Genomic DNA, 15,591 nt, shown 5'->3' with positions numbered 1-15,591 from the left:
AACGTCCTGAGCACGGACTTCGCGTTGAAGCATTGCGGGTGATCTCGATAGCCACCGGGCGGGCTGGCAACCTATGCCCGGTGGAGAGAAATGATGCCCCGACGCCGTTTCGGTGGGACCTTGTGACGCCCGCCCAACTGGGCTCTTTGCTAGACGGGATCGAAGAGCAGACTCTGCCGTGGATCGACGAGTTCGTGGAATGCGCCGGCAAGGTGGTCGCGAGGAGCGGTGGTGGACAACTCGTGTTCGTCGGGCGGTCCCTGGATTCGATGTTCGACCTGCTCAGCGGCGCGTTCGATGGCCTCTCCCAGCCAGGTGTCTCACGCTTGCCGCTGTCCTTCGCGCGAGCGGCAGTGCTCAAGAACGGGAAATGGAGCACGCCTGGTTTGACCAAGAACGAGCTTCGGCAGGCGCGCGAGATCCTAGCCTCGCTAGGAGCCAGTCCGGATGACCTCGCGCGGCGTGATCGTCCGCTGGCATTCGTTGATGTCGTGCACGAGGGCGGCACATTCACTGAACTCTTCGATCTGATGCGTGACTGGGTTGAGGAAGAGCGAGCACCGTGGACAGTGATCCGCAAGAAGGTGCGATTCGTCGGCGTCACCTCACGTGAGAAGACCAGCCCAAAGACGTGGCGCTGGCAGCAGCACGTGCCCTGGACTGGCCAGCTTCCGGCCGGCGCCGTAGTCAACGTATCGCTCGATGCGTACGCATGGTCCTACTTCGGCGATCACCAAACCAAGTTGCACCGCACTTTCAGGCCGAAGGATTGGACCGCAGACATCGAGGGGCCTGACCGTGACGAGAAGACTCGAAGCGCCCTGGCCCAGGCGGTGGGGGTCGTGAAGATCGGTCGGTCCAAAGAGGGGCGACGATCACTCGCACGCGCCATGGCTGATGAGCCCGCGTTGGCGGAGCCGTGGTTGCGAAGCCTCATCACCCACCTGAGCCGGACCGGCGGTGAGGAGCGTCGGTAAGGCCATCAGCTGACCGCATCAGGTGAATTGGCGCGATTAGAAGGCGGTCCATCTCCAGGGTCGAGGGACCTCGCCGCGCAGGCAGGTAAGGCGGTGGGAAACCTCGGCCGCCGCGTCGGCATTGTGCGCTGCCTTGACCGCAGTGAACGCGGTCCAACGCAGTTCTTGCAGGTCGGCAAGCGCTCGGAACCACGGCGCTTCGCGTACGTCGTAGCCGCCGTAGGCGGTGACGAAAGCGCTGTAGTCCTCGTTGTCGATCCGGGCGAAGTCTTCGTGGTCGACGGCGAGTGGGATCAGGTCCCAGGCCGGGTGCCCGATCGAGACGTGGTCGAAGTCGAGAAGGATCGGTGAGCCGTCGTCGGGCACGACCAGGTTGCCTTGCCAAGCGTCGCCATGCACGACATTCCGGGCTTCGAGGACCTCGGTGGCTGCCAGGTCTGCGTCCAGCTTGGCGAGTCGGCCTTGAAGCCAGTCGCGGTCGGAGGCCGGGAGTGCTTGAGCTGACCTGATGCGCTCGGCGACATGTTCGACCATGTCGAGGTTCGGCAAATCAATTGTGGACGGCACCGGGAGGTCGTGGAGCTTGCGGAGCTCGGCGCCCAGTTCCGCGGGAGTCGCGTGGCGGTGAGTCGGGATCGGAATCCACCAGCTCACGGGTCGCCCGGCGACAGTGACTAGGTCCAGTCCGTCGACCGGGAGGTTTGCGTTGATCCCGTTGGCGGAGAGCCAGAAGGCGATCTCGACCTGGCGCGCGGCGTTCTCGGCTGTCCCGGAGCGGCCAAGACGGGCTACGACGTTCGAGTTCGGCAGTAGATAGACGGCGTTGGTGCCGTTCCTCAACAAGCAGGCGTCCGCCGCGTCCAAACCTGCCTGCGATGCAGCCCGATGCAGCACCTCGAGGTCGTCGCTGATCGGAGGTTTCGCTGTCATCGAAGCCTCTCGGGTTCATCTGATGCCGGCGGCGTTGTTGCTGCGTGACCGAGTTCTCGCGCCGCGGACGATCCCACGGAGCCAGCCGCTGACGCCAGCACGGTCGATTCCTCGAGCAATCGCGATGAGCGTAGCCGTCGCTGGCCATGTCCGCGGCGTACCGACGTCTACCGGCCGGCGCTCGGTGCAGGTTCCTCCAAGGATTTGAAGGAGGTAGCAGGCCGTCAGGTGGTGGGCACGGCGATCGGCATCCCGAGTGCCCAGTCCGGGACGGCGGTGGTGAACATTTCGGGCGTGACCCAAGCTTCGAAGAGAGGTATGCCCTCCCATGCTCCGCCTCGGGCGATCGCGATGACCGCGTGGGGTCGGTCGAAGGAGACCTGGACGTGGCGGATCTTGCGCTCGACGTACTCAGGCATCGCGGAGCCGGCCATCCACGCCATCGCTGTCACCGCTGCCGCCTTGAATCCGTTCTGGTTGTAGGCGGCGGTCGCGTTCTGAGCGCAGCTGATTTCGATGCCGCCGTCCTGCGCGGGCAATAGGGCCGCGATGCCGTCGGCGACAGACGCGACACCTGGTGCAGCGTCCAGCTCGTGGGAGGCATCAGCGTTCCAGGCCGGGAGTCGCGTGGTGAAGACGACGGAGTTCGGCTCGGGCGCGTCGTACGCAACGTACTCGCGCCGCTCGCGCTTAACCGTCCAAGCATGGCCGTCGGTGAGGTCTTCCGGGTGAGTCATCTGACTCACCTCGCCCGCGGCGTACTGCTCGACGACCTCAGCCACCGCTACCCAGACGTCCTCGGCAGGCACATCCGATGCTGCAATGACCGAGAAGACGTCGACGCCGTTGCGGCTGGCTGGACGAGCGACCGCGACCGGCCCCACCGAGGTCTCGACGATGGCCTGGAGGCCTTTCTGAAGTACGAGGCGACCATCCTCGATCCTGAGCGGTTCGGTCCATTTCGGCGTGGTGACCAGAGCGGTAGCGAGCAGCAACATGGTCTCGGGACGGACCGTGACGGGCATCGTCTGGATGAGCCCGCGGGTGTGCTCCGCTGCCCAGGCGTCCAACGTCTCCTGGTCCGGCAGCGGCTCGACGGCCACGGGCAGCGGCGTCGTCGGCTCGACCCAGTCGGCAAGCCACGCGCCGAGCGCCGCGGTGACGGTCGGGTGTGCCTCGGCGATGAGCTTCTCGGCTGTCTCGCGAGCCTCCTCAGGCGGCAGTCCAAGCGCCTCGGTGATGGCGTCGGCATCGGCGGCGGGAGCGACCAGGGCTAGCAGGAGCCAGAGTCCGGTATAAGAGATCACCGGTGTATCCGCGGTGCCGAGCTGTGTTCGGGCGCGGTCGGCGTACTGCCAGATTTCTTCCACGGCCGGGAGGATAGCCGGGTCGGGTGGGCGGGCGAGCGCGTTGGGCCGACGGGTTGCTAATGGCATACGCACGTCTCAGCGCGCATCCTCGAGTAGCAGCTGTCAGTCTTCGTCTGCGACCCAGAAGATCCCGGAGCCGATCTCGTTCATGATCACTTGGCCGCGGTCCATGACGTAGTCGGTGGCCGGTGTCCATCCACGGTCGGCGCTGTTCGTAGCGAAGCGTCCGCCGTACGGTCCAAAGGCATCGATGAACTCACCGGCGAGCCAGTCGGCGCGGTGGAACGGCATGAGCTCAGCGCGATAGGCGAGGCTCCGATGGAGGAGCCCGGCGAGGAGCGTTCGCGCCTCGCGCCTGCCGATCTCGACCCATGCCTTCCCGAGCGGCTCGATTCCGGTGACACGGGCAACGTCGTCGTACGTCTCAGCCTCGCCAGGGCCGAGGATGGTCAGCCAGACCTTCTCGGTGTCGAGGTCCTGCATAAATCGCGCGACGTCGGCGGGCAGTCTTGGAGCGGTCACCGATACTCCGCGGTGACGTTGATGAGCCCGACGGTAGTTCTGTTCGCCTGGATCTGGCTGGCTCTACTCGAAGCTCCGATACGCGCGGCAACGTCGGTCGGCAAGGGGTAGGGCATCTCGGTCGGGCGCGGCTGTTCACCCGAGCGGATGGCGGGTAGGCGATCGGTGATGTCATCGATCCCGACGATCCAGTCGTCGACGTACGCCGGGACGACCTCTGGTCCGAGGCCGATCTGCAGCGAACGGTGGGGGAGCGAGGTGCCCGACGGGGTGCGTTCGGGGTCCCACTGGATGCGGACCGGGCTGCGGCGCAGCGCGTCGCGCCAGGCGCCGCGGTCTGCGTGATGGCCGCGGTCGAAGTGGGAGAGGCAGGCCTGGCTCAGGGCGGACTCGAAGCCGGCGCGGGTGATGCGTACGGCGAGGACGCGCTCCTGGCCTGGCTTCGTCGCCCAGCCGCAGCGATACATCATCCACAGGAACGACGGCTTGATCCACGTCATCCTGGTGAGGCTGAACGGTGGTACGAAGGTGCCGGCGGCGACGGCCGGGTTGGCGATCGCGGGCGAGTAGGTCTGGTAGACGGTGATGGTCTCAGCGTCGTACGTGGCTCTGATCTGGTGTTTCGGGATACTCATACTGTCCCGAGTCTTGCGGTACGCGGCGTCGACGCACAACAGGTTATGGGCTGCCGAACTCGGCTCGACTTCGTCGAAGGCCTGACGTCGTTCGCACGGGGGAGCAACGCATGTCTGTCGCTAGGAGTCTGATGACCTGCCGGATCGCCGTAGGAATGGCAGCATGAGCACCCCGTCATCAGGAGGCCGCATGCCCACCACAGCCACATTCGTCTCGCCAACCGACGGCGCCGCGCTCGCGATCCGGACATGGGGAGAGGAGCTGTCCGCGCCGCGGGGCGTTGTCCAGATCGCCCACGGCATCGCCGAGCACGGGCAGCGTTACGACCGGCTCGCTCGGGCTCTCGTCGCGGCTGGGTACGTCGTGCGGGCGGTCGACCACCGCGGTCACGGCGGTTCCGTCGCTTCGGCCGACCAGCTCGGTCACTTCGACTTCGAGGCGCTGGTGGCCGACGTCGCGGCCATGGGTGCCTCGCTGCGCGATGAGTTCTCCGGGATCCCGGTGTTCCTGGTTGCGCACTCGATGGGGTCCTTTGCGGCGCAGACGGTGATCATGGACCGGTCCGACCTGTACGACGCTGTGGTGCTGTCAGGCTCGACCGCCCTCGACGTACTCGCTGGTGCGCTCTCGAGCGCCGAGGGTCCGGTCGGGCTGGAGGCGTTCAACGCCGGGTTCGAGCACCGGACCGGGTATGAGTGGCTCTCGCGCGATGAGGCCGAGGTCGATGCGTACGTCGCAGACCCGTTGTCCGGCTTCGATCTTCCCGACACCGCCGTGCCTCAGCTGTTCGCCGGCGCCGAGCGTCTGGCCGACCCGACAGCCATCGGGGGGATCCGCTCCGATCTGCCGATCCTCGTCGTCTCGGGCGACGCCGACCCGCTTGCCGGAGGCGGCGCCCTGGTCGAGCTGCTGGGGGAGCGTTATCGCGAGGCCGGATTGAAGGATGTGACGGTGACGCTCTACCCCGGGGCGCGCCACGAGATCTTCAACGAGACCAACCGCGATGCGATCACCGCCGACGTGATCGACTGGCTCAAGGCTCATTCCTGACTGCCGCACGGTCGGGACAGCTCACCTCAGACGTACGGCCGGATGGCGTCGATGATGCGGGACCAGTTCTCCGCGCCGTGGCCGCGGGAGCGGGCCCAGGTGTAGTGGGCCTGGACGGCGCGGGGGAGGTCGACGTCGATGCCGGCTGCCTCGCTGGCCTCGACGAGGTGGTCGGCGGTGGCGCCCATCATCGTGATGGTGCTCAGGTGACCGGGGTGTTCGCCGGCCTCGAGCTGGGCGCCGAAGTCCTCGCCGACAGCCAGCATCGGCGGGATGCCGGCGAGGGTCTGCATCAGCTCCGGGATGGCCGCGGTCGGTTTGATGCCGCCCGACTCGAGCAGCGCGACGGCGTGGAGCAGCGAGGAGAGGGAGGTCAGGAAGACGTCCAGGTGCGCCTGGTACATCAGCTGGGCCAGCGCGGGATCCTCACCCAGGTAGCGGACAGCCCCGATGCGAGCCAGCACGTCCTCGTGCGGTGACAGCGCGTCGGCGGGGCCGCTGATGTATACGAACGCATCGGGCGTGCCGACCATCGGGGCGGGAGTCATCACTCCTCCGGTCAGGAAGTCGGCTCCGTGCTCGGTGACCCACTTCGCGCCCTGACGTGTGCCCTCAGGCGACTCGGAGCTGAGATTGACGACAGTACGGCCCTTCAGGTCGTCGGTGGCTGAGCCGAGCACGTCGTACATCGCCTGGTAGTCGGTCAGGCTGAGGATCACCAGGTCGCTCGCGGCGACGGCCTTCGCCGGCGAGTCGGCCAGCTGTGCGCCTGCGGCGACGACCTCGTCGGCTCGCGAAGCGGTGCGGTTCCATACGGTCACCGGATGCCCGGCCGCGTGCAGGCTGTGGACCATCGCCTGGCCCATGGGTCCGAGGCCGATGACGGTGACGGCGGTGAGAGGTTGATTCATGAGGACAATCCTCGGCCTTTACGTACGATGGCGGGAGTACCCACTATTTACTGGGGTACTTACCAAAAGGTTCGTGAGGAGCAGTTCTGTGACGAAGCCGGCCCGAAACGGTCCCTACATCTGCGGCATCGACGCCGCGCTCGACGTGGTCAGCGGCAAGTGGAAGGGGCTGATCCTGTGGGAGCTCGACAACTATGGCGTACGCCGCTTCGCCGAGCTGCGCCGCGGCCTGCCCGGGGTCAGCGAGAAGATGCTGACCCAGCACCTGCGTGAGATGGAGCAGGACGGGCTGGTGCACCGGGAGGTCTATGCCGAGGTGCCGCCGCGGGTGGAGTACTCGCTGACCGAGCACGGGCGCACCCTCAACACCGCGCTCGGGCCGCTCGGCCGCTGGGGCATGGATCGCATCGCCCGCGAGCGAACCGAGCTCGTCGAGCATCGCGACGCCGGCCTGCTGCCCCGACCGTCGTAGTCGGCGTCAGGCCGATCGAGCCTCCGACTCGACGGATCGCGTAGGCAGTCCCGCGGACGCCAGCAGAGCCAGCTTGTCCGCGTCCGATGAACCGGCGTCGGGGTGGTAGACGACGAGCATCAGGTCGTCGGTGCCGCTGATCGCCAGCCGCTCCCGGTTGAGGGTGAGCTCGCCGACCTGGGGGTGGAGCATCTTGATCGGGGCGCCGGTCTGAGCGCGTACGTCATGGCGTCCCCACAGCTGCCGAAACCGTGGGCTGGCCAGGGAGAGCTCGCCGATGAGCTCGATGAACCGAGGGTCGTCGATGTCGGTGCCCACCGACTGGCGCAGGTTGCCGACGAAGCACTCCGTCATCGACTCCCACTCCGGGTGGAACGACTGCTGGTCCGGGTCGAGGAACTGGTCCCTCAGCTGGTTGCCGCCGGCGGCGAGCCGCGGCGAGAGCGCACGAGCAAGAGCGTTGGCCGCCAGGATGTCGAAGTAGCGCCCCTCGATGAACGCGGGCTGCACCATCGAGTCGAGCAGCTTCAGCGCTCCGGGCGGGACGGTCTCCTTGCGCCGGCGCCGACGCCGGCGGCGGGGAGCCTCCGCAACCAACGACATCATGTGGGCGGTGTGGTCGTCGTCCAGCTGAAGCACCCGCGCGATCGACCCGAGCACCTGCGCCGACGGGTTGCGGTCGCGGCCGCGCTCCAGGCGCAGGTAGTAGTCCGCGCTGATACCGGCCAGCATCGCGACCTCCTCGCGACGCAGCCCGGGGACGCGACGTACGCCCGCGGCCGGGATGCCCGCGGCCTCCGGCGTCACCAGCGCCCGCCTGGCCTGCAGGAACGCGCCCAGCGGGTTCGTCACCTCGCTCATCTCTGCAGCCTCATGTCTCCAGCCTAGGTCGGCCCCGAACAGGTAGCGGGGGTCCTGTCAGGACCCGGTCTGACCAGGACTCTGGGCGGTGGTCACCAGCGTGCCTAACGTCGAAGACGGCCCGATCGGGCCGTCCTACGAAAGGAACAACGGGAATGACCGTCGCACTCATCACCGGCGCCAACAAGGGCATCGGATTCGAGACCGCCCGCCAGCTCACCGACGCCGGCTACGACGTCTACCTCGGCGCACGAGACGCCGAGCGAGGGGAGAAGGCCGCCGCCGATATCGGTGCGCGCTTCGTACAGCTCGATGTCACCGACGACGCCTCGGTCAGCGCAGCACTGGCCACGATCGAGGCGGCCGAGGGTCGCCTCGACGTACTCGTGAACAACGCCGGTGTCCTCGTCGCTGACCCGCTCGACGGTCCGACCGCACTGCGGGTCTTCGACATCAACGCGGTCGGGATCGTCCGGGTCACCGAGGCCGCCCTGCCGCTGCTGCGCCGCTCGGAGAACCCGCGGGTGGTCAACGTGTCCAGCAGCATGGGCTCGTTCTGGGCCAACACCACCCCCGACCGGGTCGAGCACGGGATGTTCCTGCCGCTGTACGCCGCCTCCAAGGCCGCCGCGACCATGCTGACCGTCCAGTACGCCAAGGCGAACCCCGACATCAGGTTCAACGCCGTCGAGCCCGGTCCCACGGCCACCGACATGACCGCCGGCTTCGGCATCGAGGACATCGCCAAGTCGCCCGCGGAGAGCGCCAGGACCGTCGTACGCCTCGCCACCCTGGGTCTCGACGGCCCCACCGGGACGTTCCAGGACAAGGACGGGCAGCTCGCGTGGTAGTGGTCACATCCGGCGGTTATCGGCCGTTCGCGATTTGGGCGGGGAAGCGGAGACTTGTGAACCTGAAGTAATGAGTCAAGCTAAAAGTGAGACCGTCGCGAGCGATCCCGGCGACCGGTCTTTCCTGGGCCAGCCACGCGTACTGGCCAACCTGTTCGGCGTCGAGTTGTGGGAGCGGTTCAGCTTCTACGGCATGCAGGGCATCCTGGCGATCTACCTCTACTACTCTGCGGCCGAGGGCGGCCTCGGGATCAGTGAGACGGTCGCGCTCGGGATCGTCGGTGCGTACGGCGGTGCGGTCTACCTGTCGACGATCATCGCGGCCTGGATCGCCGACCGCCTGATCGGCGCGGAGCGTACGCTCTTCTACTCCGCCTGGCTGGTCGTCTTCGGCCACCTCGGTCTCGCCCTGATCCCGGGGATCGCCGGGGTCGGGGTCGGGCTGGTGCTGATCGCGCTCGGCTCGGGCGGGGTGAAGGCGAACGCCTCGTCCCTGGTCGGCACCCTGTACGCCGCCGATGACGAGCGCCGCGACGCCGGCTTCTCCCTCTTCTACCTGGGCATCAACCTGGGCGCCCTGGTCGGTCCGCTGCTGACCGGGCTGCTGCAGAAGCAGTGGGGCTTCCACGTCGGCTTCGCGCTGGCCGCGATCGGCATGATCTTCGGTCTGGTGCAGTACGCCCTCGGCCGCAGCCGGCTTCCCGCCGAGAGCCGCGTCGTCCCCAACCCGCTTCCCGCCTCCGAGCGTGGCCGCTGGATCGCCATCGCCGTCGCCGCCGTGGCGGCGATCGTGGTGCTCTGCGTGACCGGTGTCATCACCGCGCCTCGACTGGCCAACATCGTGATCGGCATCAGCGCGGTCGCCGCGGTCGCGCTCTTCGCCGTCATCCTGCTCAGCCGCCAGGTCACCGCCATCGAGCGGAGCCGGGTGTGGGCGATGGTGCCCCTTTTCATCGCGAGCGCGGTCTTCTGGTCGCTCTACCAGCAGCAGTTCACCGTGATGGTGGTCTACTCCGACCAGCGCCTGGACCGCGACATCTTCGGCTGGGAGATGCCGGTCTCGTGGGTCAACTCGATCAACCCAGTCTTCATCATCCTGCTCTCCGGGGTCTTCGCCGCTCTGTGGACCAAGCTCGGCTCCCGTCAGCCGTCGACGCCCGTGAAGTTCGCGATCGGCACGATCCTGATGGGCATCGCCTTCTGGGTCTTCCTGCTGATGCCGAGCGGTGAGCACACGGTGCCGCTGATCGGCCTCGCGTTCATCCTGCTGCTCTTCACCCTCGCCGAGCTGCTGCTCTCCCCGGTCGGTCTCTCGCTGGCCACCAAGCTCGCCCCCGAGCGCTTCCGCACCCAGATGATGGCGCTGTTCTTCCTCTCCGTCGCCCTCGGCACCGCCATGTCCGGCCGGCTCGCCGAGTTCTACGACGTCAACGACGACAGCGGCTTCTTCTGGTGGGTCGGCCTCGCCTCGGTCGTCGTCGGCGTCCTCCTGCTCATCGGCAACCGGCCCATCCGCCGGCTGATGGCCGGCGTGCACTGATCTCTTCCACGTAGGCGTCCGAAGGGTGTTCCGGGCGAACGAAAATTCGTTCGCCCGGAACAGCGGCCACCCGCCTCCGACGCCCCTGGGAGTGTGTGGGTCAGGCGTTCTTCCGGCGACGGGTGAGGAAGGCCCCGATGCCCCCGATGCCGGCGAGCAGCCCGCCGACGGCGAGGAGCACTCCGTTCGGACCGCCCGTGTTCGGCAGGTTCCCAGCCAGACCCGCATCGATCCGGCTCGGGACCTCGGAGTCGGCCTTGGTACTGGCGGAGTCGGCCTTGGTGCTGGCGTCCTTGACGACCGCCGCGCACTTCTCCGACTTGTTGGTCTTGGTCTCGTAGACAGCCGGGATGACGACCGTGACCGAAGAGGCAGGCGAGTCCACCACGGTGACGTCCGATGCCGGGCTGTCCTCCACCGTGCGGGTGACCGCCTCGTGGTGGACCGTCTCAGTCCAGGCCTCCTTGTCCACTACGGTCTCGGTCCAGGCCTCCTTGTCCACGACCGTCTCGTCGTACGCCTCCTCGTCCACGACGACGATCACGTGCGACACCTCGTCCACAGCAGCCTGGCGGTAGAACCAGTTGCCGCCGATGTCCGGGTTGCCCTTGGAGTACACGCCGTCAGATCCAGCGTGCCCGGGAGGGACGTCGCCGTGGTTGATCCACGAACCGCGCGGGTCCGTCGGGTAAGACGGAGGGCCGACGAAGGGCGCACGGTGGTCGTTGGGCTGGAAGTTCGCCCAGACGCTCTGCACTGCTTCCTGGTCGATGACCGTCTCCTCGTGGGTGACCGCCTCGTGGTGGACGACGTGCGTCTCGGCCGGGTGCTCGACCGTGTGGGTCTCGGCCGGGTGCTCGACCTTCTCGTCGTACGCCTCCTTGTCCACGACAGTGCGAGTCACTGCGTCGGTGTGCTCCACGTGCGTGACCGCAGGCGTGGTCTTGGTGGTCTTCTTCGCGTCAGCGACCTTGACCTGAGAGGTCACGGTGGTCGTCTTGCAGTCCTGCGCGGCCTGAGCCCCAGGGGCTGCCACGACCGAGGCGACTCCGGCAACGGCTACAGCCGCGAGGCCGATCTTGGTGGAGTTGTGCATGTTCATGGGTTGGTTCCTTCACGGGTCGTTGCGGTCCGTGCCTGTGGTGAGCAGGCAGGGCTGAGGTACCCGAGACCGGGCGGGCGGACAGAGATGCCTGTCGCGGTCGGCCTGGGCCGATCTCAGGTGGATCGTGTGGACCTCTTGAAACCGAGGAGCAAGTGCGGCGCGTTGGGCCGCCCCGGCGAGGCCTGTGAGAGGAGGGTCTCCCGGCGCTGTCTCAGCGGGTTGAGGGAATTCTCTTCACCTACCCCATATTGGGGTAGACGGGACCTTCGACCCTGCGTTGCCCGACCCGGAATGGGGCCAGGACGGGCGGTATTCGCCCTTGCCGATGGGACGCCGGGCGGCCCGCTCGCCCGCATCGGGAGGATTCTCCTGCGGGTCGTGCGCCGACTCCAGGTGCCAGCCGGAAAACGGGCCGGCCGCCGGACGATCGAGATCATCCGGCGGCCGGCCCGTTGTCGCTCCGAGGCCTACTCGAACGGGTCGAAGTAGGCCACCGTGGTCGCGTCGAGGTTGCTGTCGACGCCGGCGGGGTCGAACGAGGCGGTGCTCACCCCGGTGACGTACACGCGTCGCTTGCCGTCGGGCCCGCGGTCGATCGCCACGCCGTTCGCGCCGTCCGGTGCGGCCGTCGCGTCGTAGCTCGCCGACCACACCTGCTCGCCGTCGGCCATGTCGTAGGCGATGGTGGTGTAGTCGTTCTTCGTCTCCGAGTCCGTCGTCTCGCCGGTGACGACCGCGTGGGTGCCGTCCTCGGAGATCGTCACGTCCCAGGGGACGTCGGTTCCGTGGGCAGTGCCGTCGTGGTCCGCAGCCCAGACCTCGTCGCCGGTCGTGACGTCGTACGCGACGGTGGCGTAGTCCATGCCGGTGTCGCCCTCGACGTTGCCCGTCACGAGGACGGTGCTGCCGTCGGGGGAGACCGTGCTGGCCTGTGGCGTGTCGGTGCCGGGCCCGCCGTGTTCGGCCGACCATCGCTCCTCGCCGGTGGCGAGGTCGTAGGCGACCGTGCTCCAGTCACCCTGCCGGTCCGTGTTGCTGACCACGCCGGACACGATCACGGTATCCCCGGCGATCTGCACCTGGCCGGAGATGTCGATCTGTCCCTCGGATCCGTTGCGCAGTACGTCCCACAGCTGGTCGCCGGTCGCCGCGTCGTAGGCCACGGTGCCCCAGTCGGTGAGACCGGTGTCCTCGCCCTGGCTCTGACCGGTGACGACGACCGTGCTCCCGTCCTCGCTGACCGCGATGGCGCGGGCGTCGTCGGTGCCCTGCACCGGGTCGTCGTATCGAGAGGTCCACAGCTGCTCGCCGGTGGCGGCGTCATAGGCGACCGTGGCGTAGTCCAGCTGCGCCTCGCTCACGGTCTGGTAACCGGTGACGTAGATCCGCTTGCCGTCGGGGCTGACCACCAGATCGTTGACCGTGTCCCCGGCCTGGCCGGGGCCGTCGAGCCGGGTGTTCCACTTCTCGGTGCCGGTGGCGCCGTCGTAGGCGATGGTGACGAAGTCTCCGCCGCTCGTCCCTGCCACGTAGACCGTGTCGCCGTCAGGGCTCATCCCGAAGCCGCCCGGCTCGTCCGACCCACCGTTCGAGCCGTCCCACTGGACCTCCCAGAGCGGGTCACCGGACTCGGGGTCGTAGGCCGCGGTGAGGAAGTCGGTCACCAGGGTGCCCGGCACCGGCGGGGAGCTCAGGCCGCTCATGTAGAGCCGCGTCCCGTCGGGGTGCAGGAGCAGGTCGCTGCCGACGTCGGCGGACGTGCCGAAGGCGCCGCGGGCACCGTCGTACCGGGTCGCCCAGTCCTCCTCGCCCGGGCGCTTGGCGCGCAGCACGATGGGGGAGCGGACGGTGTGTGATCCATCGGTCCAGGACAGCTGGCCGCCGAGGTAGCGGAACAGGGCGGCATCCTCGAGGGTGAAGGTCGCGGTGAAGGTCGCGCTCTCGCCCGGCTCGATCGTGAGGGTGCTCGGCTCGATCGCGACATCGACACCTTCGAGCCCGGTCACCGATGCCTTGTAGGTCGCCTTCTTGCGCCCCACGTTGGTGACGGTGCGGGTCACGGTCTCGGCCTCGTCGAGCAGCCCGATCCCGATGGACGGCGTGTTCAGGTCGCTCGGGTCGAGGGAGCGGCCGGAAGCCTCGAGGCCGTCACAGGTGCTGTCGAGTACGCCGCTGGTGGATCCGCACAGGAAGGCCAGCCAGTCGTTCGTGCCGCTGTCGTAGACGAGACCGGGATCGGCGGCGGAGTTGGGCTGAACGTGTCCCGCGCCCTGCTTGAAGATCACCTTGGGGTCCGTGGCCTCACCGTCGCGTACGTCGGATCCGGTGGTCATCAGCGCGGACTTGATCGCCATCGGCGACCAGGAGGGGTGCAGGTCCTGCAGCAACGCCGCCAGGCCGGCGACGTGTGGTGCGGACATGGAGGTGCCGCTCATCAGGTTGAAGTCCATGCCGGCCTGTCCCGGGGGAGCGACCGCGGCCAGGATGTCCTGCCCGGGCGCGATCACGTCCGGCTTGAGGAGGTCGCCGTTGCCGGCCACTAGCGGACCGCGGGAGGAGAACTCCGCGGTGTAGGGCGCGTCTCCACCACGCTGGATGGTGGCGGCCTCGATCGTCGCGGTGGCGCCAGATGTGGCGGCGTACGCGTTCACCGCACTCCATTCGGTATCGGCCAGGTGCACCGTGGGGACCGAGTGGAAGTCGGAGTTGAGCGAGTTCTCGTAGGCGTTGACGAAGATCATTCCGACCCCGCCTGCTTCGGCGACCGCGCGGCTGGAGTTGACGCGCGCGATGTCACCGCCGCGCTGGCACAGGACGATCTTGCCGGCCACCTTGGCCGGGTCGAGCGCCGGCTTGCCGTTGTTGTCGCTCGCCGGGTGGCAGCGTGAGCCCGCGGCGATCGACACTCCCGGCAGCCGGGCCGCGGCGCCGGCGATGAGCGGCGCCGGACCGACGCTCTTGGTGGCGACCGAGGCCCCGGTGTAGCTGCTGCCGTCGCCCAGCGTGACCGCTCCGGTGGTGGTGCGGTCGTGGGTGCCCGCGGCGACGGTGGTCAGCCACGGTCCCGGGTGCGCGACGGTGGATTCCGTCGGGCCGGAGTTGCCGGCCGAGGCCGACACGAAGATCCCGGCCGCGGCCGCGTTGAGGAACGCGACCTCGGTCGGCTCGAGGAAGTCGGTGCTGGAACCGGAGACCGAGTAGTTGATGACGTCCACGCCATCGGCCACGGCCTGGTCGATGGCGGCGACCATGTCGGAGGTGTAGCCGTTCGCGGTGCTGCCGTCCTCGGCGGACCACAGGGCCTTGTACGACGCGATCCGCGCCCGGGGTGCGATGCCGGTGATCTCACCGAACGATGCCGCGGGGCCGGTGACGTCGACACCGTGGTTGCCGCCGGAGGTCGAGGCGGTGTGGGTGCCGTGACCGTTGTAGTCGCGCGGCGAGCTGAACTCCCAGGGAAGCTGCTCGTCGATGCCCGCGTCGCCTCCCCAGCCCTCGTTGAAGTAGCGAGCCGTGACCAGCTTGCTGTTGCACAGGTTGGCGTCCCAGGAGTCGTCGCCGACGGTCTCGGCCGATGCGCAGGTGCCTCGGAAGCCCCTCGGCTTGCCGATGTAGACCTTCTTGCCCGCCTTGTTGCGGTCCGAGAAGCTCTTCGACTCCGGCCAGATCCCGCTGTCGATCACGCCGATGACGACGTCCTCACCCGCGCCACGCGAGTGCTTGCCACCTTCGGGTCCGCCGAGCTTGTCCCAGAGGCCGTTGCGGGCGTCGAGACCGAGGAAGCTGGCCGTCGAGGAGGCGTCGGACTCGACCTTGGTGTCCTCGTGGATGGCCACGACGTCGGGCTGCGCGGCGAGCTTGGCGGCCTGGGCCCCAGTGAGCTCGGCGGTGAAGCCGTCGAAGGAGTAGACGTACTGCTGGGTCGGCTCGCCGCCCTTGACCTTGGCCAGGGCGGACCGGTGCCGCCCGCGCAGGTGGTCGGCGTAGTCGACCGACGCGCTCGAGTCCGGGTCGACCTTGGCGCCCTTGCCCGGTCGCGTCGCCGAGAGGCCCTTGACGTCGCCGTCATAGGTGGCGACCGGGTCGAGCGCCATCTGGACGATGTACGTCCCGCGCTTGTCGGCCTTCGCCTTGGCCGCGGCGATGTCGGCCGCCTTCGTGACCTCGACGCCACCGGCGCCACGGCTGAGCGCGCCGCTGGTGGGTCCGGTGCTGTCGGCGGTCTCGGCCGGCTCGTCGGCTCGTGCATCCGGCGCCATCGTCGTGACGAGGACCGTCGCGGCGGCCATCGCCAGCGAGCGACGGGCCCACCGTCGGATCGGGGGTTTGCGCTGCATCATCTGCTCCTCGCGTCCTGCTTCCACGG

Annotated in this window: 13 protein-coding genes; 5 read left to right on the top strand and 8 right to left on the bottom strand. The window is 68.2% G+C overall.

The window, feature by feature from the left end; all coding sequences use genetic code 11:
* Positions 1–122: 122 nt before the first annotated feature.
* Positions 123–977 (top strand): hypothetical protein, encoded by an 855-nt coding sequence (locus tag OG801_RS04645; RefSeq protein WP_406034011.1) that lies wholly within the window; start codon positions 123–125, stop codon positions 975–977.
* A gap of 36 nt (positions 978–1,013) precedes the next feature.
* Here OG801_RS04645 and OG801_RS04640 read toward each other — a convergent pair whose 3' ends face one another.
* The 4 genes from OG801_RS04640 to OG801_RS04625 form a co-directional block, all read right to left on the bottom strand.
* The gene (locus tag OG801_RS04640) at positions 1,014–1,907 is read right to left on the bottom strand and encodes a phosphotransferase (protein ID WP_355020287.1); all 894 of its coding nucleotides are present in this window, start codon (positions 1,905–1,907) and stop codon (positions 1,014–1,016) included.
* Between the two features lie 224 nt (positions 1,908–2,131).
* Entirely contained in the window at positions 2,132–3,277 is a 1,146-nt protein-coding gene (locus OG801_RS04635; protein ID WP_406034008.1) for a hypothetical protein, read from the bottom strand.
* Positions 3,278–3,379: 102 nt separating this feature from the next.
* Positions 3,380–3,799, bottom strand: a complete 420-nt coding sequence (locus tag OG801_RS04630) for a hypothetical protein (RefSeq protein ID WP_406034007.1) — start codon at positions 3,797–3,799, stop codon at positions 3,380–3,382.
* Positions 3,796–4,434, bottom strand: a complete 639-nt coding sequence (locus tag OG801_RS04625; protein ID WP_406034005.1) for a DUF4291 domain-containing protein — start codon at positions 4,432–4,434, stop codon at positions 3,796–3,798. Before OG801_RS04625 ends, OG801_RS04630 begins: the two co-directional genes overlap by 4 nt.
* Before the next feature lie 190 nt (positions 4,435–4,624).
* Between OG801_RS04625 and OG801_RS04620 the strand changes: the two genes are divergently transcribed.
* Positions 4,625–5,485, top strand: coding sequence for an alpha/beta fold hydrolase (locus OG801_RS04620; RefSeq protein ID WP_406034003.1), 861 nt, complete (start codon positions 4,625–4,627; stop codon positions 5,483–5,485).
* A gap of 26 nt (positions 5,486–5,511) precedes the next feature.
* Here the strand turns inward: OG801_RS04620 and OG801_RS04615 are convergent, their stop codons facing one another.
* Positions 5,512–6,396 carry an NAD(P)-dependent oxidoreductase gene (locus OG801_RS04615; protein ID WP_406034001.1) on the bottom strand — a complete coding sequence of 295 codons (885 nt, stop codon included), beginning with the start codon at positions 6,394–6,396 and terminating at the stop codon, positions 5,512–5,514.
* An 88-nt stretch (positions 6,397–6,484) separates the two neighbouring features.
* Here OG801_RS04615 and OG801_RS04610 point away from each other — a divergent pair, with 88 nt between their 5' ends.
* The gene (locus tag OG801_RS04610) at positions 6,485–6,868 is read left to right on the top strand and encodes a helix-turn-helix domain-containing protein (protein ID WP_355020293.1); all 384 of its coding nucleotides are present in this window, start codon (positions 6,485–6,487) and stop codon (positions 6,866–6,868) included.
* Positions 6,869–6,874: 6 nt separating this feature from the next.
* Here OG801_RS04610 and OG801_RS04605 read toward each other — a convergent pair whose 3' ends face one another.
* Positions 6,875–7,729: a helix-turn-helix domain-containing protein gene (locus OG801_RS04605; RefSeq protein WP_406033999.1), complete on the bottom strand. Its 855-nt coding sequence runs from the start codon at positions 7,727–7,729 to the stop codon at positions 6,875–6,877.
* Between the two features lie 155 nt (positions 7,730–7,884).
* Between OG801_RS04605 and OG801_RS04600 the strand changes: the two genes are divergently transcribed.
* Positions 7,885–8,580, top strand: coding sequence for an SDR family NAD(P)-dependent oxidoreductase (locus tag OG801_RS04600; protein WP_406033997.1), 696 nt, complete (start codon positions 7,885–7,887; stop codon positions 8,578–8,580).
* Between the two features lie 70 nt (positions 8,581–8,650).
* Positions 8,651–10,120, top strand: a complete 1,470-nt coding sequence (locus OG801_RS04595; protein ID WP_406033996.1) for a peptide MFS transporter — start codon at positions 8,651–8,653, stop codon at positions 10,118–10,120.
* Between the two features lie 100 nt (positions 10,121–10,220).
* Here OG801_RS04595 and OG801_RS04590 read toward each other — a convergent pair whose 3' ends face one another.
* The gene (locus OG801_RS04590) at positions 10,221–11,222 is read right to left on the bottom strand and encodes an LPXTG cell wall anchor domain-containing protein (RefSeq protein ID WP_406033994.1); all 1,002 of its coding nucleotides are present in this window, start codon (positions 11,220–11,222) and stop codon (positions 10,221–10,223) included.
* Between the two features lie 470 nt (positions 11,223–11,692).
* Entirely contained in the window at positions 11,693–15,562 is a 3,870-nt protein-coding gene (locus OG801_RS04585) for a S8 family serine peptidase (protein WP_406033992.1), read from the bottom strand.
* Between the last annotated feature and the right edge of the window lie 29 nt (positions 15,563–15,591).

This window comes from Nocardioides sp. NBC_00163, from assembly GCF_045206295.1.
GTDB lineage: Bacteria > Actinomycetota > Actinomycetes > Propionibacteriales > Nocardioidaceae > Nocardioides.
The sequence above is the reverse complement of the archived record's forward strand: the minus strand, read 5'-3'. Positions and strand labels throughout refer to the sequence as shown.

What these genes read in the sequence shown, in the direction of transcription:
- OG801_RS04620 (WP_406034003.1), top strand. Translation starts at nt 4,625, where the DNA reads ATGCCCACCACAGCCACATTCGTCTCGCCAACCGACGGCGCCGCGCTC.
- OG801_RS04615 (WP_406034001.1), bottom strand. Translation starts at nt 6,396, where the DNA reads ATGAATCAACCTCTCACCGCCGTCACCGTCATCGGCCTCGGACCCATG.
- OG801_RS04625 (WP_406034005.1), bottom strand. Translation starts at nt 4,434, where the DNA reads ATGAGTATCCCGAAACACCAGATCAGAGCCACGTACGACGCTGAGACC.
- OG801_RS04595 (WP_406033996.1), top strand. Translation starts at nt 8,651, where the DNA reads ATGAGTCAAGCTAAAAGTGAGACCGTCGCGAGCGATCCCGGCGACCGG.
- OG801_RS04640 (WP_355020287.1), bottom strand. Translation starts at nt 1,907, where the DNA reads ATGACAGCGAAACCTCCGATCAGCGACGACCTCGAGGTGCTGCATCGG.
- OG801_RS04585 (WP_406033992.1), bottom strand. Translation starts at nt 15,562, where the DNA reads ATGCAGCGCAAACCCCCGATCCGACGGTGGGCCCGTCGCTCGCTGGCG.
- OG801_RS04600 (WP_406033997.1), top strand. Translation starts at nt 7,885, where the DNA reads ATGACCGTCGCACTCATCACCGGCGCCAACAAGGGCATCGGATTCGAG.
- OG801_RS04605 (WP_406033999.1), bottom strand. Translation starts at nt 7,729, where the DNA reads ATGAGCGAGGTGACGAACCCGCTGGGCGCGTTCCTGCAGGCCAGGCGG.
- OG801_RS04590 (WP_406033994.1), bottom strand. Translation starts at nt 11,222, where the DNA reads ATGAACATGCACAACTCCACCAAGATCGGCCTCGCGGCTGTAGCCGTT.